The 19,340-nt window shown below is 39.6% G+C and carries 22 protein-coding genes and 2 pseudogenes; 9 read left to right on the top strand and 15 right to left on the bottom strand.

Annotated elements, in window-relative coordinates; translation table 11 throughout:
* The first annotated feature begins 44 nt into the window (after positions 1-44).
* Positions 45-785: an amino acid ABC transporter ATP-binding protein gene (locus tag ANSO36C_RS17460; RefSeq protein WP_251955565.1), complete on the top strand. Its 741-nt coding sequence runs from the start codon at positions 45-47 to the stop codon at positions 783-785.
* A gap of 81 nt (positions 786-866) precedes the next feature.
* Positions 867-1,199, top strand: a complete 333-nt coding sequence (locus ANSO36C_RS17455) for a XisI protein (RefSeq protein ID WP_251955564.1) — start codon at positions 867-869, stop codon at positions 1,197-1,199.
* A 172-nt stretch (positions 1,200-1,371) separates the two neighbouring features.
* Here the strand turns inward: ANSO36C_RS17455 and ANSO36C_RS17450 are convergent, their stop codons facing one another.
* Both ANSO36C_RS17450 and ANSO36C_RS17445 read right to left on the bottom strand, forming a co-directional pair.
* The gene (locus tag ANSO36C_RS17450) at positions 1,372-1,635 is read right to left on the bottom strand and encodes a Txe/YoeB family addiction module toxin (RefSeq protein ID WP_251955563.1); all 264 of its coding nucleotides are present in this window, start codon (positions 1,633-1,635) and stop codon (positions 1,372-1,374) included.
* Positions 1,616-1,867, bottom strand: a complete 252-nt coding sequence (locus tag ANSO36C_RS17445; RefSeq protein ID WP_251955562.1) for a hypothetical protein — start codon at positions 1,865-1,867, stop codon at positions 1,616-1,618. Before ANSO36C_RS17445 ends, ANSO36C_RS17450 begins: the two co-directional genes overlap by 20 nt.
* A 131-nt stretch (positions 1,868-1,998) precedes the next feature.
* Here ANSO36C_RS17445 and ANSO36C_RS33910 point away from each other — a divergent pair, with 131 nt between their 5' ends.
* On the top strand, positions 1,999-2,124 hold the full coding sequence (locus tag ANSO36C_RS33910) for a hypothetical protein (RefSeq protein WP_267145322.1): 126 nt from the start codon (positions 1,999-2,001) through the stop codon (positions 2,122-2,124).
* Between the two features lie 83 nt (positions 2,125-2,207).
* Positions 2,208-2,849 (top strand): hypothetical protein, encoded by a 642-nt coding sequence (locus ANSO36C_RS17440; RefSeq protein ID WP_251955561.1) that lies wholly within the window; start codon positions 2,208-2,210, stop codon positions 2,847-2,849.
* On the opposite strand, the gene ANSO36C_RS17435 is transcribed toward ANSO36C_RS17440, so the two are convergent.
* Positions 2,835-3,904 (bottom strand): ISKra4 family transposase gene (locus tag ANSO36C_RS17435; RefSeq protein ID WP_251955560.1). Its coding sequence is split into 2 segments (ribosomal slippage): positions 2,835-3,748 and positions 3,748-3,904, totalling 1,071 coding nucleotides; the frame shifts between segments, so codons are not numbered across the junction. The two genes, ANSO36C_RS17440 and ANSO36C_RS17435, sit on opposite strands and share 15 nt — an antisense overlap.
* 67 nt (positions 3,905-3,971) lie before the next feature.
* Here ANSO36C_RS17435 and ANSO36C_RS17430 point away from each other — a divergent pair.
* The 3 genes from ANSO36C_RS17430 to ANSO36C_RS17420 all read left to right on the top strand — a co-directional run bounded on the left by ANSO36C_RS17430 (position 3,972) and on the right by ANSO36C_RS17420 (position 5,237).
* Positions 3,972-4,289, top strand: a complete 318-nt coding sequence (locus ANSO36C_RS17430) for a DUF6932 family protein (RefSeq protein WP_251955559.1) — start codon at positions 3,972-3,974, stop codon at positions 4,287-4,289.
* Positions 4,286-4,813 (top strand): helix-turn-helix transcriptional regulator, encoded by a 528-nt coding sequence (locus ANSO36C_RS17425; RefSeq protein WP_323374464.1) that lies wholly within the window; start codon positions 4,286-4,288, stop codon positions 4,811-4,813. Before ANSO36C_RS17430 ends, ANSO36C_RS17425 begins: the two co-directional genes overlap by 4 nt.
* Positions 4,814-4,898: 85 nt before the next feature.
* On the top strand, positions 4,899-5,237 hold the full coding sequence (locus ANSO36C_RS17420) for a hypothetical protein (RefSeq protein ID WP_251955558.1): 339 nt from the start codon (positions 4,899-4,901) through the stop codon (positions 5,235-5,237).
* Positions 5,238-5,539: 302 nt separating this feature from the next.
* Here ANSO36C_RS17420 and ANSO36C_RS17415 read toward each other — a convergent pair whose 3' ends face one another.
* The 10 genes and pseudogenes from ANSO36C_RS17415 to ANSO36C_RS17365 form a co-directional block, all read right to left on the bottom strand.
* Positions 5,540-5,662 carry an IS66 family transposase gene (locus ANSO36C_RS17415; protein ID WP_251960356.1) on the bottom strand — a complete coding sequence of 41 codons (123 nt, stop codon included), beginning with the start codon at positions 5,660-5,662 and terminating at the stop codon, positions 5,540-5,542.
* Positions 5,659-6,108, bottom strand: coding sequence for an IS66 family transposase (locus ANSO36C_RS17410; RefSeq protein WP_251955557.1), 450 nt, complete (start codon positions 6,106-6,108; stop codon positions 5,659-5,661). The genes ANSO36C_RS17415 and ANSO36C_RS17410 overlap by 4 nt, the downstream gene beginning before the upstream one ends.
* A gap of 16 nt (positions 6,109-6,124) precedes the next feature.
* Positions 6,125-6,829 carry a DUF6444 domain-containing protein gene (locus ANSO36C_RS17405; protein ID WP_251955366.1) on the bottom strand — a complete coding sequence of 235 codons (705 nt, stop codon included), beginning with the start codon at positions 6,827-6,829 and terminating at the stop codon, positions 6,125-6,127.
* 390 nt (positions 6,830-7,219) lie between these two features.
* Entirely contained in the window at positions 7,220-7,513 is a 294-nt protein-coding gene (locus ANSO36C_RS17395) for a DUF2442 domain-containing protein (protein ID WP_251955556.1), read from the bottom strand.
* Between the two features lie 3 nt (positions 7,514-7,516).
* Positions 7,517-7,738: pseudogene (locus tag ANSO36C_RS17390) on the bottom strand (DUF4160 domain-containing protein).
* Between the two features lie 192 nt (positions 7,739-7,930).
* Positions 7,931-9,333: pseudogene (locus ANSO36C_RS17385) on the bottom strand (ferredoxin:protochlorophyllide reductase (ATP-dependent) subunit N).
* Positions 9,334-9,509: 176 nt separating this feature from the next.
* Positions 9,510-10,304 carry a DUF5331 domain-containing protein gene (locus ANSO36C_RS17380; RefSeq protein ID WP_251955555.1) on the bottom strand — a complete coding sequence of 265 codons (795 nt, stop codon included), beginning with the start codon at positions 10,302-10,304 and terminating at the stop codon, positions 9,510-9,512.
* 32 nt (positions 10,305-10,336) lie between these two features.
* Positions 10,337-11,203 carry a ferredoxin:protochlorophyllide reductase (ATP-dependent) iron-sulfur ATP-binding protein gene (gene bchL / locus ANSO36C_RS17375; protein ID WP_012410753.1) on the bottom strand — a complete coding sequence of 289 codons (867 nt, stop codon included), beginning with the start codon at positions 11,201-11,203 and terminating at the stop codon, positions 10,337-10,339.
* A 605-nt stretch (positions 11,204-11,808) separates the two neighbouring features.
* Entirely contained in the window at positions 11,809-12,063 is a 255-nt protein-coding gene (locus ANSO36C_RS17370) for a TIGR02450 family Trp-rich protein (protein WP_190941465.1), read from the bottom strand.
* Positions 12,064-12,120: 57 nt separating this feature from the next.
* A complete protein-coding gene (locus ANSO36C_RS17365; RefSeq protein ID WP_251955554.1) occupies positions 12,121-12,495 on the bottom strand; it encodes a hypothetical protein in 375 nt (124 codons plus the stop codon).
* Positions 12,496-13,339: 844 nt separating this feature from the next.
* Between ANSO36C_RS17365 and ANSO36C_RS17360 the strand changes: the two genes are divergently transcribed.
* Complete coding sequence (locus tag ANSO36C_RS17360; RefSeq protein ID WP_410174615.1) at positions 13,340-14,458, top strand: NACHT domain-containing protein; 1,119 nt, start codon at positions 13,340-13,342, stop codon at positions 14,456-14,458.
* Complete coding sequence (locus tag ANSO36C_RS34925; protein WP_410174614.1) at positions 14,419-14,961, top strand: NACHT domain-containing protein; 543 nt, start codon at positions 14,419-14,421, stop codon at positions 14,959-14,961. The genes ANSO36C_RS17360 and ANSO36C_RS34925 overlap by 40 nt, the downstream gene beginning before the upstream one ends.
* A gap of 290 nt (positions 14,962-15,251) precedes the next feature.
* On the opposite strand, the gene ANSO36C_RS17355 is transcribed toward ANSO36C_RS34925, so the two are convergent.
* Both ANSO36C_RS17355 and ANSO36C_RS17350 read right to left on the bottom strand, forming a co-directional pair.
* Positions 15,252-15,554, bottom strand: coding sequence for a hypothetical protein (locus ANSO36C_RS17355; RefSeq protein WP_251955553.1), 303 nt, complete (start codon positions 15,552-15,554; stop codon positions 15,252-15,254).
* Positions 15,555-16,246: 692 nt separating this feature from the next.
* Entirely contained in the window at positions 16,247-19,261 is a 3,015-nt protein-coding gene (locus tag ANSO36C_RS17350) for a hybrid sensor histidine kinase/response regulator (RefSeq protein WP_251955552.1), read from the bottom strand.
* Positions 19,262-19,340 lie beyond the last annotated feature (79 nt).

Genomic DNA, 19,340 nt, shown 5'->3' with positions numbered 1-19,340 from the left:
CGGTTGTTATAAAAATAATATTAATTATTAAGGCTTTGAATAATATGTCAGATATACAAAAAATAATTGTTGCTGAAGATGTTCACAAGTGGTATGGAAAATTCCACGTTCTTCAGGGTGTGAGCTTGACAGTCAATCGTGGAGAAGTAGTAGTGTTGATGGGGCCATCTGGTTCAGGTAAATCTACCTTTATCCGCACATTTAACGCTCTAGAAGAATATCAACAAGGAAAAATTGAAATCGACGGCATTACCCTCAGCCATGACTTGCGAAATATTGAAACGATTCGCAAAGAAGTGGGAATGGTATTTCAGCAATTTAATCTATTTCCTCATCTCACAGTGTTGCAAAATATTACTTTAGCGCCAATTTGGGTACGGCGATCGCCAAAAGCAAAAGCTGAAGAATTGGCAATGCAACTATTAGAAAGAGTAGGAATTTTAGAACAGGCGCAAAAATATCCAGGACAGTTATCTGGTGGACAACAGCAACGAGTAGCGATCGCACGTGCTTTAGCCATGCAACCCAAAATTATGCTCTTTGACGAACCCACCTCAGCCTTAGATCCAGAAATGGTACGCGAAGTTTTGGATGTAATGCGAGGTCTAGCCCGTGATGGGATGACAATGGTAGTAGTCACCCACGAAGTTGGATTTGCTCGTGAAGTCGCCGACCGAGTTATTTTAATGGATAGCGGTTCCCTCGTCGAGTCAGCCACCCCTGACGCATTTTTCAGCCACCCCAAAGAAGAAAGAACACGCAAATTTTTGTCACAAATTCTCTAAAACCTCTGCGCTACTTTGCGCTTACCTCTGCGCCCCTCTGCGTTTCACTTCTAATAATATTGACCAGGAGGCGATCGCCCAATGGCAAAGCTAGACGAATATCGACAGTATATTAAGGATTTGCTTCAACAACACGCGAGTATTGTTTGGGATAATCGCATTCAAGCACAGATAATTTATGATACAGAACACGATCATTATCAATTAGTTTATGTAGGTTGGCGCGAACAAGACCGCATATATGGGCCTGTTCTCCATCTAGATATTATTGACGAGAAAATCTGGATTCAGCAAGATGGGACAGAGATAGGAATTGCTAATGAATTGGTTGAATTAGGTGTCCCAAAAGAGGATATTGTTTTAGGTTTTCAGTTACCTTCTGTGCGTAAATATACAGACTTTGCTGTTAGTTAAGGGTGAGTTTCAAGCCGCGTTCAACAGTCACCTTTAAGGCTTTTGACAATAATTTCAGCCATTTTTTAACAGATTGCGTTTTACTTATGATTGTATCTGCGATCGCTCTGCATCTTCTAGTTAAAAAAGAGCGATCACCTGAACTAAAACAATATCCCAGCCTCAATAACCTTTATTGCTCATAATGATATTTACAAGTCAAAATAATCAATAAATCTTCTTGCACTTTGTAAACTAATCTATGTTCATCTGTGATTCGCCTTGACCAGTAACCTTGTAGTTCATATTTTAATGGTTCTGGCTTCCCTATCCCTGCAAAAGGCTCTCTTTGTATATCTCTAATCAGTGCTAATATTTTTTTGAAAATTTTCTTGTCTTCTGTTGCCCACTGACCTAATTGTTCAAAAGCTTCTGGTTCAAAGGTAATTTTTTTCATATTCATCTAAATCTACATAAATTAGATTTCCTTTTTCTACATTTTCCAAAGCTTTGAGCAGATATTTTTTGTTATTCTCTGATTTCAAAAGATAAGTAGTTTCATCCTCTTCAGTTGATGGTTCAACTAGCACAATAACTTCTACAATTGTTCCTTCTGGTAGTTCGGTTGCTGAGAGTTCAATCTTGCCATCTTTGCCTACAATAGCTTTTTGTTTAATTCCACTAAGCATAATTCATATTTCCTCCTATCTTTACTACCTTATTGTAACTATGTTTGACTGAGATGATACAGCGCTTCCCGCTATTATGCAATACAGTTTTTCTTATTGCCTCTCTCCTAACATAGCTTTTAGCTTTGAGGATGTACCTCATAGCTGCCGGAAGTGCTGTATTTGAGCGATCGCTTTTCTTGGTTGGCGTGGGTGGTTCGTCAAAAAGAGCGATCGCTATTAGAGAGAATAAAACTCAAATTGGGAATACTGAGTAAAGCGCAGGTATTTGCTGTGCAGAATCGAAGTGACTAGCTAGCAGACATCACGCTGTTGAAATTTTAGCAAATAAGAGAAAATTATGGAAACAGTTACAGCAACATTTTCAATTCCTGACTGGATTAATGAAGGCTTAAAAACTAAAGCCTACGAACGTGTTGGAGGTGTTATTCGTGATTTTCGTACAAAGCAGATAGTTGCTATGTTACGTGAAACAGTACCTTATTTAACTCAAGCATCAACAATACTTTCTCAATTTGGTTCAGCAGCAAGTATTCTTAATCTGGGTGTTTCAGTAATAGGATTCGTCGTTGTAATTAAACGCTTGGGGGAAATTGAACAGCGCCTTAAAATTGTACAAGAAGATGTCAATAAACTCAATCTTAAATTTGACCTTTCCGTTTATGCTAATTTTCGTGCTGCTCTTGATTTAGCGCGTGATGCTTTTACAATGACTAAACCTGAGAATCGTGTCAATATGGCGAATTTAGCTATTAACCGATTTTTAGAGGCTCAACATACTTATACTGGCTACTTTGATATAGCATTAGAACAAGATATTCAAGTAGCTGATGAATATTTATCGTCGATATTTTTAACCTATGTAGCTAGAGCAAATTGCTACTTGGAATTAAAAGAAATTTCAACTGCACTTCTTTGTCTGCAAGAAGGTACAAAATTTGGGAGCATCCAGTTTTGGCAGAAATACTCAAATAGCCAGTAAACCATTGAGATAAGCACAACGAACTGAGAGGATTTGATTAACACTATCAACATTCCATTGTGCGCCAGAAATTTTCATCCTAGCTCCAATCTGTTTAATAGCAGACTCGACTGCACCAGAACCAATAGAACAAAGTTGTTCAGCCTGGTAATAGCTGTAGTTGACAATGCGAGAGCGATGTTTTTCAAGATAAGCGATGAAGTTCTTAACTTGTTTGCCTCGACGATTATGAAATAAAGCTTTAGTTTCTTCGACTTGACCTTGCCACAAAAGAGTTTCAGCAACTTTAAGCCGCTTTAAAGAACCGCCAATTTTGTAGAGATTTTCTTTGAGGTGATACCAATCCAATATTTCCCAACGCTGAAAATGCTCTGTTTTACCAAACTCTTTGACTAAATTCCACACGCCATCATGACCATCCCCCAAGCATACTAATGGGTTAACCAGACGCTGGCTATTGACATAATCAACTAATGATTGGTTGTCATCAAAAAACGCACTATAGTAAATTCCTTGTAGTCTTACGGTTTTATAGTCTCGCCAGTGACACCCGGCTTTCGGTTTACCCCGGAGTCGGACTTTTCCCCCATCTACACTGACTTCTGAAACTGCTTGTTTTGCAAGTGGTAATTCAAAATCTTGTGACAGTACTAATTTTTGTTGCGTTGAGTGACCCACTTTCACTCCTGTCAATGCCTCAACTTCAATTTCTGCTTTTTGGTATGATTCGTTAGCTGACAGCCTCAAACAACACTTTTGAAGTAATGGGCTTAACCGACTTCTGGGCTTCAAACCCAGTTTCTGTAACTGTTTGGCTTTAAGAGTCAGTTCCCCCACCAAGCTTTTAATTTTCCTGGTTTTACCTACTTTTGTTCCAGTTTTTTGTTCGATAAAAAAAGGGCTATTTCTGGGCTAACTAGTTCTAATATTTGACTGCGAACTGTTTTTTCTATGCCTTCCAGGTCTGTTAGCTTACTTTTGTCTGCTTCTTCATACAACAATGTTGCCACTTCTTGTAAGCACGCTTTGAGCCGTTCTTGTTTATCCTGGTTCATGATTCCTGGTTCACGCTTCTTTCTGTCTGTTATTTTCTCCTAAAATCTGTATATCTTCCAAAAGTGGATGCTCCCAGCAGCTGGCTGTAGAACTATTTATATTGATGGTAGTTTCGTCACCAGTAAACAAAAACCTGGAGACTTCGATGCCTGTTGGGAGGACAATGGAGTTGATATAAATTACCTAGAATTTATTGCTCCTATTTTATTTAATTTTGCGCTGCGGCGTGCCGAACAAAAAATTAAGTATAAGGGTGAAATCTTTCCGTCAAATTATCCAGCTAATGATTCTGGTACAGCCTACATAGATTTTTTTCAATTTGATACCAGGACGAATGCACGCAAAGGAATTATTGCTATAGATTTACAAAGGTGGAAACCATGATGATCAAAAACGAGCAACAATATCAACATTCCTTAGATTGGCTGCAACGCTTTGAACAGTCTATAGCGTCATTGGATAGCAATGAACACTTGAAAGCAGAACTAGAGCGATGGAAGCTTCACCGAGACTCATATCAAAGTCAAGTTGACGAGCTAAAGTCAGAAATCACGGAATACGAAAGACTTATTAATTGCGATACCAGCAAGCCTTTAAAAATTAAAGTTGATTCTTTAAATAAGCTGCCAAATGCTTTAATTAAAGCTCGGATAGCAGCCAAAATTAGTCAGCAAGAACTTGCTGATATATTAGGAATTGATGAACAAAGAGTGAAAGAATATGAGGATACAGATTATCAATGTGCCAGTTTTGTAGAAATTCTCGAAGTCAGCACCGCTTTGGGTGTTGAATTTGAAACGGCAACTGTGCAAGTAGATTTTGCAGAAATAGAAGCAGTTAAAAAAAGCGTGGACAAATGGCGCAAAGGAAAACTGAATATTAAAACTAAAGCTTCAAAAGATTACTGATTTTTTGGGACGGAGCAACTTACCATCGTTCCAATAAAATCAAAGCTTTTTTGGAATCTCTAAATAGAGATTCACCACAAGAACAATGTCCTCTCCTCAAAAGAAAATAAGAGTAATAGCAGTAAGGGATTCGGTGCTTAACGGTCTTCCAAAAGAGGTTAAGAATAATTTCATATTAATTGGAATATTATATATTATCTTTTTTATGTTTGTATGGGCAATATCAGAACAATTATTAAAGTCCATTATTCTTCCATTATCAATTATTTTTGGGAGCGATTCTTTTTATGATTGTCCTAGTTTATTTAAAATAGCCAATGGTTCTCGTTTATGTATGCCCAAAAATTGGGTAAGCGAAAGCATAAATTTTCTATCGTTTATAATGAGTTTTATTTTTTTACTTACACCTATAGAAATTGAATAGAATTAGAGGAGTTTTAGCTCTTTAAACGTTAAAAGTTAGCTGATAATGTCAAGTATCAAGCAACTATTAATTCATCGATAATTAGAGATTAATTAAGTTAATTTGAACACAAAAATTCGCATTGTTTTGGGCATTTTAGCCTTTAGTGTATTATCAAGCATGGTAAACAAACTATTTTGTAACTGCCTAGCTAGTAGTAATTGAGGCGAGAAAAACAGAGACATTACCAAGTAGCGCCTGAGTAATAACTTCCAATAAGTTAAGACCCTGCTTAGAAGCAGTGGAAAGATGCATAACGGATATTAGCGAATGAAACCGCAAACTCGAAGGAGCGAAAACCCACCGGAAATCTTCTGCTTACATTTCATCATCCGCAAGTCACGTTCTGCCTGATTATTGGTAAAGGGAACATCAGGTTGTGTCAGAAACCGTAAAACATCACTCTGAAAATTTGAAGCCGCAACAACAAGTTATGACCAACACGTCGTTTCACCCGCCCACGATTACCTTTGCGGATTAGGGGTGATTGAGAGGAGTGAAAACTCAGCCCTCGTTGTAGAATTTGCTCGTACAGTTGAGTCAGACGAGCAACAACATTTTTGGGAATACCTGATTGATAACGATGCTTGTAATTGCAAGCTAAAAGCAACAACTTGTTCATGGATTTAGCCCAAGGTTCTTGCTCGATTTCATCTATTGCTTTGAGTTCTCGAAGATGATGGGCATTACACAAAGCGTGATTGACATCAAGGAGTTGATAATAGGGTTTCCAATGGTCGTGGACTACTACACCCTTGATATCAGCTAATACTTCTATGTCTTTACGTTGAGGAGAAACTCGATACCAAGTTTGTGTTTTAGTGGCAACCACGTGCAGCCAATTGGTTTTACCACCAATCCTCAAAGAAAGTCTCGTCTAAATGTTTAACTGCTGCTGCTTTTACCTCAGAGGCCATCTCTGCTACTACTGGTTCTATGATTTGAGCCAGAGTCAAAGTTGTCTTTGCGATTGTCCCTGGTGTCATTCGGCAACCAAATAAATCTAGCAGCACTTCACTCAATCGGTCTTCGGGAATAAAGTGTTGATGATTTAGATAAGCTGCAACTGCTCTAATTCTGGCTCCATACTGTACTGGTGCTGTGACAGATTCTGGAAAACTACCTTGTAGGAGAGTTTTACATTCTGGACATTCTTTGACTGCCACTCTGTGTTCTGTGACGATGATGCGTGGGGCTGGTATATCAAATACTTGTCGCTTGATGATTTTTTTGATTCCTACATCCCCAATATCACTTCCACATCCAGGACATGAGCATGGTGTTGGATGTTCTACTATTTTCTCTGGCTCTAATACTTGTTTTAATGTCTGCCCTGGATGACCTATCTGCCCCCCTGATGGCCGCTTCCCTTTTTCTCTTAAACTTTTTGTCCGTATTTGATTTGACTTTTTGAGTCCGTCGCTGGCTGGTGGTTTTGAACTTGTTTGGCTATCTAGTCCCAAACTTCTCTCTAGCTCTGCTATCCTTTCCAGCAGTGCCTTAACCTCTAGCTCTAGCCTTTCTATTTTTTGATCTTTTTCTTCTGGACTCATTCTTGAACATTACCATCTTTCCTCCCTTCACGGGAATATCCCTGACTTTCCTACCTGGGCAGTTACCTATTTTTTGAAAAATCATCTGAACAAATAGCTAAAGAAACGTGTAAAAATCTATTAGAAGCAGTTCCTATTCAGCAGGTTGGAATAACGGTTAGAGTTGACAGTAAAACTTATAATTGTAATTAATACGAAGCAACCTATAAAAACGTATCAACCGCAATAATGCCATTATTTCTCTACACCTTGGCGAATTGCATTATCCATATCCCCAAAAGTTTTAGGTTCTCCTCGATATTTTAAGCAACCTGCTACATCATCTAATTTAGTTACTGAAAAAAATTACTAGGCTTTAATAAATCACCGACTTCTGAAATTGCTTCTATTTTAATTACAACTTTTTTCATATTCTTCCAGATTTTTATAGGTGGGAATAGATTGGTTAGTAACCACAGAATAAAGAACATCTGGGTCTAAATCTGCGCCATTATCCCAGTGAATTGTTCCCCATTCAGCGTTAAGTTTAACAGTTTTAAAATAGTTTAAATCTTTTAAAGGTGCAAAAATTCCTGTAAATTCGATTAACTGGTTAACATCAACAATACCTTCTTTTCCGTCTTCAAACTTCAAAAAGAGTTGATAGTTATCGTGAGCAATAACTTCTATAATATCTTTAAGCATAATTCACTCTAATGGTTGAATTTTTTCTAAGGGATTATTTTGTCTTGCCAATTGCCAGTTTTCTCTAAGTTCTGATTGGTGCATAGCTGCCCATTCAATTACTAAACCAAGAACTCTAGGAGTGAGTTTGCCTTCTAAAATTGATAAGGTTTCTATATCAATAATTGCCTTTTACTTATTGTAGCGGACATGGAAATGAGGGGGCGGATGGTCGTTATAGTACATAGTAATGATAATCCCTAAAAAACGACAAATTTCAGGCATCACATCATATCCTAAATTATCCTGTCTATTCAGCTATATCTACTTGATTGTAACTATTTATAGTAGCTCTCACTTTGCGCCTTTGTGAGACAAAAAAGGCGAACTTTTTGGGTTCGCCTTAATTATATGCTGTTGCTCAATCCAAACCCAAATTTAAATCTTCGCTTCTTCTCTCACCAACTTATCCCAACCCAAATCTTTCAAATCATTATTCCGACGTAGCGGACGAGTCACCAACTCTAACATGTCACGCGCATTCGTAAAGCCGTGAATTTGAGCAAAAGTGAACTCCACAGACCACTTTGTATTAATACCCCGTGCTTCTAACGGATTAGCGTGCGCCATACCAGTAATTACCAAATCTGGTTTCAACGCATAAATCCGCTGAAGTTGATTGTAATTATCCGGCTTCTCTACAATCCTTGGCAGAGGTGAATTCATTTCCTGGCAAGTTTTCTCCAACAGCGCCAACTCAGCAGCTTGATAACGCTTATCCATGTAGGGAATGCCGATTTCGTGAACAGTCATCCCACAACGGATTAAGAATCTTGCTTGGGAAATTTCCAACAAGTTATCACCCATGAAGAATACAGACTTACCGCGAATCAGTTTCACGTAATCTTCCAAACCTGCCCAAATTTGGGCTTCCCGTTCATCCAAACCCTTGGGAGTAATACCAAACACCGAGCAGATTTTCTCAATCCAAGCGCGGGTTCCATCGGGGCCAATGGGGAAGGGTGCGCCAATGAGTTTACACTTACGGCGGCGCATTAAAGTGGTAGCTGTGCGGCTGAGGAAGGGGTTGACACCAGCGACGTAATACCCTTCTTCCAGTACTGGCATTTCTGTGAAGCGCTTCGCGGGTAGCCAGCCAGAAACTTTGATTCCTTGTTTCTTCAGTTCCAAGGTTAACTGAGTAACTACGGGGTCGGGAAGGGAGCCAAAGAGAACTAAGGGTGGATGATCTACATACTCAGATTCATCTTGGGCAACATCTTCTTTCTTTTTACCGAAGTTGAGCAATTTAGCGATCGCATTTCGTTCAATTTTCTCTGTTTCCGCCACAGGAGCCTTATCAGGGCAACGGTTAGCCATAGCTGCTAATACGGTGTCTTCCCCTTGGGTGAAGGCGTAATCTAGACCATTTGCCCGCGCTACAACGATGGGAATTCCAATCTCAGATTCTAGTTTTGGTGCCAAGCCTTCCAAATCTGTTTTGATAATTTCGGTGGTGCAAGTGCCAATCCAGACAATTACACTAGGATTGCGATCGCGTTTAATTTGCAAGCACAACCGCTTTAACTCTTCATAATCACTCAGTTGTGCGGAAATATCGCCCTCTTCCAACTCTGCCATTGCATAGCGGGGTTCAGCAAAAATCATTACCCCCATCGCGTTTTGCAGGAAGTAGCCACAAGTTTTTGTCCCAATCACCAAAAGAAGCTATCTTCAATTTTTTGGTATAACCATGCCACGCAGCTAATTGGGCAAAAGGTATGGTAATTCCCGGTTTCACATTCAAAGCTTAAAGCTTCTGGTTGTTGAGCGATAGTCATTTTGGTTTTTTCTCCCCTTGATATTTAATGGCAGGTCAACCAATTTTAGATTTTAGATTGATAATTTTGGATTGAAGACTGGGACAACAAAAGTATCCTCTGTCTAACGACAATTTCCCTAATTCCTCATCCAAAACCCCAAATCTAAAACTTAAAATTGCGAGGAATGGCAATAATTAAGCGTTGGGGAAGAGACGGGCAATTTCTGATTCATCAAAAACGCCTGCTGGCAGTTCTTCCCCTAAAAAATCGTTACTTTCTTCAGCCTTTTGTAAAGCTGTTTCATCACCCCAGACATCTGACAACACGTCTTTAAACGCATTCTCATCTATTGGACTATCTTCAAGCCCCTCGTCTTCATCCAGCTTTATTTCCATTACAGCTGTTGCATCTGCATCGAAGGCAATTTCCCCAAACTCATCTGCTTCTAAACTAGAGGTTTCGAGAGACTGATCTTTTGAGTCGTGTCCGTTGGTTAAGGAAATATCGCCAAAGGCATCTTCGGTTTCCTCTAACTCGCTGATTTCCAGCATTGGATCGTCAGAATCCACTATTGTGAACTCCTGAACTACCGCCACCGCCGCAAAGCCATTTGTATGAGAATGTGCCAATGTTTCTTCTTCAGGCTTTTCGTCGATGACAGCTACTGCTTCTTCTATGAATCTCTCTACTTCTGGGTTGCCAACAAAGCGATTACCGAGAACTAAATCTGGGTCAAAATGCAAATCCAGCACTTCAATCAAGGTATCGGCATCAGGATTGAGTTTGGCAAAGGGCAACATTAACTGTGCTAGTTTTGGCTCTAGGGCGTTAAGAACTCCCAGGATGAGGTAAGAAGGTGGTCGCTTCCCGCCATCAGGGGTGTACACTGACTCCACTTCCATGTGTAGGGTAATCCAGTCTCGATTACTCTGGAAAAATTGCAACCACTTTTGCTTTATTGAATCCGTAAAGCTGTGAAAGAATGCCATGTTATTGTCCCCCATCCTGAGAACTTGGTGATTTATACAATCATCAAGTCTAGTTCCTCTTCTGAATTAGGAACCTGGGGTTTACCCGGATTTAGATAAAAATCGGATAACAAAGAGAACAACTCCCGATCTGGTGTGTCATTAGGTACAACACCTTCAGGACGCGCTAGAATTTGGTCGGCAATGTTGAGATAGTAGTCGCAAACGTAGTCTAGGGAAGGATCTTGCTCTGCCATTTCAAACAAAGTTTTGCCTTTCACACGGGAAACACGGATATCTTCAATTAAAGGTAAAACTTCTAGAACTGGCATGGGCACAGCTTCTATATATTTTTCAATCAAGTCGCGTTTGGAGGTGCGGTTGCCAATTAACCCAGCTAAACGCAGTGGGTGAGTTCTTGCTTTTTCGCGCACTGAAGCAGCGATCCGATTAGCAGCAAATAAAGCATCAAAGCCGTTGTCTGTAACGATCAGGCAGTAATCTGCATAGTTGAGTGGTGCTGCAAAACCACCGCAAACTACGTCACCCAGAACGTCAAAGAGAATTACATCGTATTCATCAAAGGCGTTGAGTTCTTTAAGTAATTTTACGGTTTCACCAACTACGTATCCACCGCATCCAGCACCCGCAGGTGGCCCACCAGCTTCTACGCAATCCACACCGCCATAGCCTTTATAAATTACATCTTCCGGCCAAACATCTTCGTAGTGATAGTCCTTTTCTTGGAGGGTGTCGATAATTGTCGGAATCAAAAACCCAGTCAGGGTAAAGGTACTGTCATGTTTGGGGTCGCAACCAATTTGCAGCACTTTTTTGCCACGTTTAGCTAGGGCGACTGATATGTTACAGCTAGTTGTGGATTTACCGATACCACCTTTTCCGTAGACTGCTAGTTTCACTTTTTATTTGCCTCTTATAGCTACTTGTCAAACTTGTGGCTCAAACATTTGCCTTCACCTGTCCTGAGATGGCGATGCGTGAGGTCTGTGAATGTCATTATTGGGCAAATTACATAGAAAAGAAAGTGGCTCTTAATTTGGAAAACGGTCTTATCCGATGAATTAAATCTTAATTAGACTTATTTGGGTTTTTATGAACCTTAAAGACTTTAAAAACTCTCAAAAGAGGTAATAAAAAATTTTTATTACTTGTTTTTATAAAAGTAGTTACAAAATATAAAAAGCTGAAATCGTCTTTTTTAAATGCTTTTCATAGAATTAGTTGATGTTTTTACAACGTGTTTTCAAACCATTGGGGCGCTGCGTTAAGGGTAAAGAGAGGTATATGCAGACTGATGCTGGAAATACTACTGGAATTTGCGTTAGCGTAGCTCACCAAAGGTATCGCAGATAAATTGCCAGTTTTCAGTCTGTAGTCACAACCATTTAATTGCTGCTTGAGAGTAAGTTATTCAGTTTTTGTAAAAATTTATTAAATTACCAAATTTAGGAGGCGGCAGCCCTCTTAATGGGCATTCCCAGCCAGAGACTGGGAACAAGGCTAATTAAGACACCTCAGTTTCAACTCCGTGGATTTCCTGTAATGTTTGCCAGCCAGCTTGCCACTGGGAATTATCTTGTAATAATTTGGCATTTATCCAGAAACGGACTTTCGGATCACAAGCAGCAACCATTTCGGCATAAACCCAGTTAGCCTGATTTTTACGATTGACAACTTGGAAGTGCCGCCAGCCATCAACTTTTTGCTGTGCCGTCCACTTAGAACCAACTAGGTAAGGAAATTTTTGTTTTTTAGTCATTTGTCATTTGTCATTTGTTAATGGGTATGGGTTCTCCTTTTTGCACCCAATTTCCAGCTAAGATGTCACCAAATCACCGTTACGGGTAAACTTTTGACAATCCAACTCACTATCTTGCTGGACACATAGCGAAAACCATCTAATATGGCTCCAGCAGGTGTTGATATTGTTGGTAATTTTGCGCTTTTTCTTAGAAAGGCGTTGCCTGACAATTTCATTAGGGCAAAGAATCTCTAACGTCCCTGTACCATCTTCGTAATTGACGATGCGAAATAGACAATCTTGCAACATCGCACGGCTACTGCTGTCGAAGAACCGCTTAAACCTCTGTAGCTTTTCCCCTTCAGTCATTTGGCTGATGGGTTTTATGTTTAAGAAATCTTCATCCTCAAAATCAAACTCATCATCTTCAAAGTCGTAGAGGTCAATCATTTTCAGCATCCACTAGGCGACCTGAGATTATGTTAACTCTGTGTGGGGGCAGGAGGAGAATGGCAAAGACATAATTTGAGGCAAAGGATTTTAAACTGGAAGCATAACAACAATTGCAATCTTGCCAATCTTTAATGCTGATAGTGAAAAAACTTATCGCGCCTGTAAAAAAAATGCATCCTTATCAAATCCCCTAAATTTATTTACGGGGAATGATCTTTTTACTCTTTACTTCTTAAGCTATAGCAGTTCCGTACCTAGTCAGATACGTTTTCAAAGGTACTAAACTTGGTAAAAAAGATTTGGGTGTAACTCTGCTGCTTAGGAAATGCTATGAGTCATTTAAATATTAAATATTAAATATAACAAGCTAACTTTATGGATTTTATAGACAAGTCTACACCTGAATTTCTCACCACATCTCATTAATTAAATAAGTAATGAGTAATAAGTAATGAGTAATAAGTAAGATTCTTTACTCATTACTCATTACTTCACCCGCGAAGGGAGCAGGGGAGCTTGTGAGAAATGCGGGTACAGAAGTGCTACAATAGTTGTTATAAGTATTCAATGTACGATAAAGTTTTAACTTACCGTAGCACTACAGCTACTAGATATAAAAAAACTTCCCATGACTTTAAACATAAAGTCATAAAAACTACTTTCTGCTTCAGATTCTACTGAGAATAACATAATCACAGGATATTGGCTGAAGATGCTTTAAGTGAAATCATTAGTATTTAAAAATAGCAAAAATAACTCAAATAGTTTCTAAGTACTTCCAAAACTGTATGTTGCAATAATGTCAACTCGAAGAATTTTTATCTGATGTGTGTAAGCTCCTATGGTCAAGCGATCGCTCGAAGCATCAGTTACCGGGATTGAACAAGCCAAAAAAGCGTTCGCTCATAAAGGGTGGACACAAGACAACTTGGCTTTTGAAGTCAACTTAAAGACTCGCCAACCAATTTGGCGGTTTTTTACTGGGCGTCCCGTTGAACGTCATATATTTATAGAAATTTGTTCTGTGTTGTCGTTGAATTGGCGTGAGATTGCGGCTAATCCTCCAGAAGAATTAAGCGAATCAAAAGAACTTGGTGCTGCTGAATTTTTAGATATTGATGCTCTAGTACAATTTGTGCGATCGCAACGCTTTAACAAAATTCAAGACCAGTGCGGCACTTTGCAGTTATTAGATGTTAGTCACCCCGTTAGAATGGACGACATTTACATCGATGTCAACATTTTGGAGGAGATTGCCAGCCTTCAGTGGTTAGAGTTTGCTGATTTGCAAAAGTTTACATCAAAAGAATTCGAGCGCTTTGGTTTAGATGAAGTATCCCAAACACAAATGGCAGGAATCGCAGCAGTTCAAACTTATTCAAAGCTGCGGGTGTTGGGTAAACCGGGAGCAGGTAAAACCACTTTTTTACAACATCTGGCGATTCAATGCAACCGAGGGAGATTTGCTGCAAATCGGGTGACTATTTTTGTCACCTTAAGAGATTTTGCCGACGAAACGAGAGTTGCAGGAGAGTTCTATTTACTGAACTATATTCGCAAAGAATTCCTTAACTGTGGAATTTCAGATCCATCTGTGCTGGAAACTTTGTTGTTGGAGGGCAGAGTGTTGCTATTGCTGGATGGATTAGATGAAGTACTCCATCAACAGAGCATTGGTGTCGTCAATGAGATTCGCAGACTATCTGAAAAATATCAAAAGAATATGTTTGTCGTCACCTGTCGCACGGCAGCTAAAGCTTTCAACCTTAGACGCTTTACAGATGTTGAAATTGCCCCTTTTAGTCAAGATCAAATTGTTGCTTTTGCTCAGAAGTGGTTTACAGCAGTTACGAAAACGAACATCCAGGATAAACAAAAACAGGCATTTGAGAGCAACACATTAGCGATTATATCGGTGATTTGCCGAATGCTTCCACAGAACCAGAGGAATTGCAATTAGATAGTGAAGGGGTACTTCAGGCGATAGAGTTGCAACATGGATTACTAGCAGAACGAGTGCGGGGAATTTTTTCTTTCTCTTATTTGACGTTTCAAGAATACCTGACTGCTCGAAAAATCGTAGGCAGTTATAATTTACAAGCATTAAAACAACCGTTAGAACTTCTGGTGACTCATATTACTGAACCTAGATGGCGTGAAATCTTTTTGTTAACGGTTGCCATGCTACGGAATGCAGATTTTTTGGTACTGTTGATGAAGCAAGAAATTGATGCGCTAGTTGCTGAAGATCCATATTTGCAAAAATTTTTAAAGCATCGAAACATTAAGCATGACTGGCACTTCAGCCCAAAGCAAGAGAAAGTATTGCAACAATATTACGATGCCAATCAGTTGCTTCTCGATTGCCTTAATAGCAACTGTGAGGTAACAGGCATTGTGCGACAGGAGATTGAAGCTAGTTTATTGTTGCCGATAAAAAAACTCTCCGAGCGAGAATGGTAGGGACTTTGACTAAATCAGAGTTGTCTTGCTACATGAAGCTTTCCCTACTGTTCTGCTAGTATTTTGATTTCATAAAGTTCTCGCTGAATGAAATTGGATCTAAACATCAAGCGCTTACCACTACTGTTTACAAAAAAGAATCTCTGATTACGAGATTGATAGCTAAATTTGATTTGTTACCCTCGGCAAGAGTAGATTTTACCCCGAATTAAATCGGTAGATTTAAACATTTTCAACCTCCTTATCCTCCCGATCAAAAACTTACTTACAGCAGAATTAAGAAGTCAGAATTAGCTACGCCCCACTGCGCTAACAGAAGTAAAACAGCCTTCATGCTGGGGTTTGAGACTTCGATTATTTACTTTACCAGCTTGAAATTCGCTGTATGTCGTAAGTAAATCTGCTTCGGGAAGGAGTATCATCGTTTCTGCACCAACTCTGCCAAAGTCAGGCTCTAGCCCTAATGCCATCTCAATGAGATAAGTCCATGTACCATATTCAGGTGTGTAGCTGCGTACAATCCCTTCTCCACCAACAAAGCTTACCCATTGGGCATTGCGAAACTTAGGACTCCTCATGAAGGTTGCACTCATGCGTAAAACTCCTCAATTCATAGTTGATATTTTCTGTTTTAGTAGAATAAATCAAATATGTTTTGTATCTTTTTAAGTAAAGATGTCAAACATCATCTATAACTTGAGAATGTTTTAGGTGGAGATTATACAACTTATACGTAATTCAAGCTTTTATTCAAACATTTGATAGGGCAATCCTAAATCATTCATTAAAAATTAGATACCCGACTTCTCAAAGAAGTCGGGCATCTGGACACCGCACATTTTTTACTTTTTCATAATTCAAATTAACGTGAGTTCGACAAGTCTTATTTGACCTCTCCCCCAGCCCCTCTCCGACACGGCTACGGTGTATACACAAGTCAAAAAAAGTTTGATTTTCCATTCTTCTCTCGTTTCATTGAGTCAGAGACTCAATGAATGCATTCCCAGTCGGAGACTGGGAACGAGGAACGAGGAAAGTCTTATCAAGTTAGGTTTTTAAGACTTGTGTATACACGGTAGCTCCGACACGGAGAGGGGAGCAAAAAGCTGAATTTTTCGCTACTCCTCCCTTTCCGTTTCGGAGAGGGAAGCTGGAAGGGAGAGGTTCGTCGAACTCACGTTAAAATAATCACTAAACTCTACAATTCCTGCGGCGGCTAAAAACGCGACTTCTAGTCGCCAGGATACTAATACCAATTCAATTAATGATTGCAAATTATGAATTATTAATTAGACGCTGCATTCTCTGCAACATTACGAATTATTTCCTCCAGCGTTTGCAGTAATTCTTGTTCGTTATAAGGTTTAGAAAAGTAAGCCCGTGCCCCCAATTGCATCGCCAATTGCCGATGTTTGTTACTGCTACGAGAAGTCAGCATCGCAACTGGAATATTTTTTGTCTCAACATCTGAATTCACCTTACCTAAAAAGCCATAACCATCTAAACGAGGCATTTCAATATCACAAATTACCGCCTCAACTCTCAATCCACTATGGAGTTTTTCTAAAGCATCTTGACCATCTTTAGCTTGCTCTACTTGATACCCGCCTTTTTCTAGAGTCAGAGCTAAGAAGCGGCGAACATTAATTGAATCATCTACGATCAAAATTGTGCCTTTCTGCTTAACAGATGCTGCTGATATTTTTTCTTCATCAAATATCAGGAACGGTGTTTTTAACCTTGCCGATGGTAATTGAGTACCTCTAGAAGTCCGCCGATTTGTAGCAATCCAATACAGCAACTCATTAACATTAACTAGTGGCACTACTCGACCATCACCGTAAATTGTGCAATTACTGAAGCCTTCAGGTAAAGGTATATTTCCCTCAACTTGACGAACAGCAACTTCTTGTTCACCCCAACAACGGTCTATTTGAATTGCTACTAGCTGATTATTGCCTTTGACTACTAACACACTGTTACTATTAATTGCTGCCGGAATCTCCAACTCTGGGCTATCATAACGCAAGCAATTAAACTCTAAATAACGAGTCAGGCGAATTAGTGGTAACATATTTCCTTGCCAATTCAGAACTTCGCTACCTGCCATTTGCAAAATTTGCTCGTCTTGGAGTAAAGATATTTCTGAAATGACATCTGTAGGAAATGCCAATAAAATCTTGTTAATTTCTACCAGCAGAACTCGTGCAACGGAAAGTGTAAATGGCACTGATAAGGTAAAGGTAGTACCAACTCCTGGTTCCGTATCAACTTTGACATCTCCTCGAATTAGTTTGAGGTTGTTACGAACTACATCCATACCGACACCGCGGCCAGATAATGCTGTCACTTGCTCGGAGGTAGTAAAACCTGCTTCAAAAATGAGTGATAATAGTTCTTCATCACTAGCATTAGCCAGTAGAGAAGCATCTAATCCCATCGCTAAAGCGCGGGTGCGAATTTTCTCTAGAGAAATGCCCCAACCATCATCACGGATAGTAATCAGGGTGCGATTACTGCGGTGGGTAGCTTTAATTTCAATTAATCCCTGTTCTGGTTTACCCAGAAGGCGGCGGGTGGCAGAGTCTTCGATACCATGATCAAAGGCGTTCCTTAATAGGTGCATTAAAGGTTCGTTTAATGCTTCTAAAATGCTGCGTTCAATTAAAGTGTTGCCACCTTCAATTTTTAACTGGACATTTTTTCCATACTCGACATTTAAATCGCGCAAAGCTCTAGGAAAACGTTCGACTAAATCAGACAGTGGTCGCATCCTGATGTGATTTAGTTTAGTCTGTAACTGTTTCGATGTTTTGTTGAGTTTACGAGCAATTTGGTCGGTATCATCAACACTGAGTTGCACATCAGTTGTGACTTCCTGAACTTGAACAATGGTTTCCATAACTTCCTGCGATCGCAGGTTTAAATCGTTATAGCGATCCATTTCTAAGGCATCAAATCCCCTATCTGTATCTTGTGTTTGCTGATCATTTTCAGCTTGCACTCTCACCCCAGTAGCTTGAGTAGAAATTTTGTCGTAAGCTATACGTAAATCTTGATTTTCGCGATCGAGAACTTGGACTCGCTGGTTGAGGTTACGAACAAGTTTACGTAATCTTTCTAGATGGGAGTTTAATCCATTGCGCTGAACAATCAACTCACCAAATAAATCATTAATTTGCTCTAGTTGTTTGCTAGGAACTCGGACGGTATTTTCATGGATTTCCCGATCTTTCGCAATGCCAACTTGCTCTCCCTTATTTTCGGTAAATCTGCCATCTGGAGGATTATTTTCTTTAGTAAATATCGTATTGTGTTCAGTGACATTGACACCATTTACATCATCAGCAAATTCTGCGTCCACAAACGTGAAATTAGCTGCGATTGCTTCATCTTTAATCCAAGTTTCTGGAGTGATTTCGGCTTGCCAAACAGATGTGTCAATCATATCTGTGTTAGCTGTATCTGTGGCAATCAACTTTGGTATTACTTCTGCTGGTAATAATGGTTGCGATCGCGTGTAACTACCCAACTCAATTTCTGTAGGTAAATTATCTAATTGATTTGTCAATATCAAAGCTTGCGATCGCCGCCATGCTTGCAATGCTAACTGAGCAATTTCGGGAATGCAATCGCTGCTCACAGTTTCTAATTGCTGCGTTACTGACTCACAAAGCTTGGTAAAAGCTGCCAACTGAAGCATTTCCCCTAAACCGCCCAATTCAGCCGCCATGATGACAATTTCTTCATGCAAACCGGGCTGTTCGCTATCTGCCAATATAGATTCTAGACGCTGCAAACACTCTTCTACTTCTGTGCCAAATAGCAAAGGGATAACGTCTTGCCCATCCTCAGGGGATAGCATGGTGGAAGCATCTTCCGGGGTGGGATCGCCCAAGCGATCGTGCAACTCATCAAAAATTGGATAACAAAAGGTTGCTAACCACGCATCTTCAACAACATTTCCTTCTGCAAGCAATTCTACAATCTGACGTAGCCAATCAACTCCAGATAGCAATAAACTTTGCAACTGAGTATCAATTTCTAAAGAATTTTTTTTAGTTTTTAAAACTTTAAAAGAATCTTCCAGACGATGAGATAAATCACTTAACGATCTAAACCCCATCATCCCCGCGCCACCTTTGATAGAATGAGCAGCCCGGAGTGCAGCATTAATTTTATCCAAATCGATGCGGTTAGTAGTATCGATTTCCAGCAATACCCCTTCTAAGGTATTTAAATAATCAGTTGCTTCTTCCAGAAACTGCATCTGGATTTCTAATTCTTTGTCTTGTAGCATAGTTTTTATCCTTAGTCATTGGTCAAGTCGCTTCGCTCCAATTCGTAGTTCGTAATTCGTAATTCGTAATTAATGCCCC

It is taken from the genome of Nostoc cf. commune SO-36 (genome assembly GCF_023734775.1).
GTDB lineage: Bacteria > Cyanobacteriota > Cyanobacteriia > Cyanobacteriales > Nostocaceae > Nostoc > Nostoc commune_A.
Note: the sequence above shows the minus strand (reverse complement) of the source record. Positions and strands in the feature narration are given on the sequence as shown.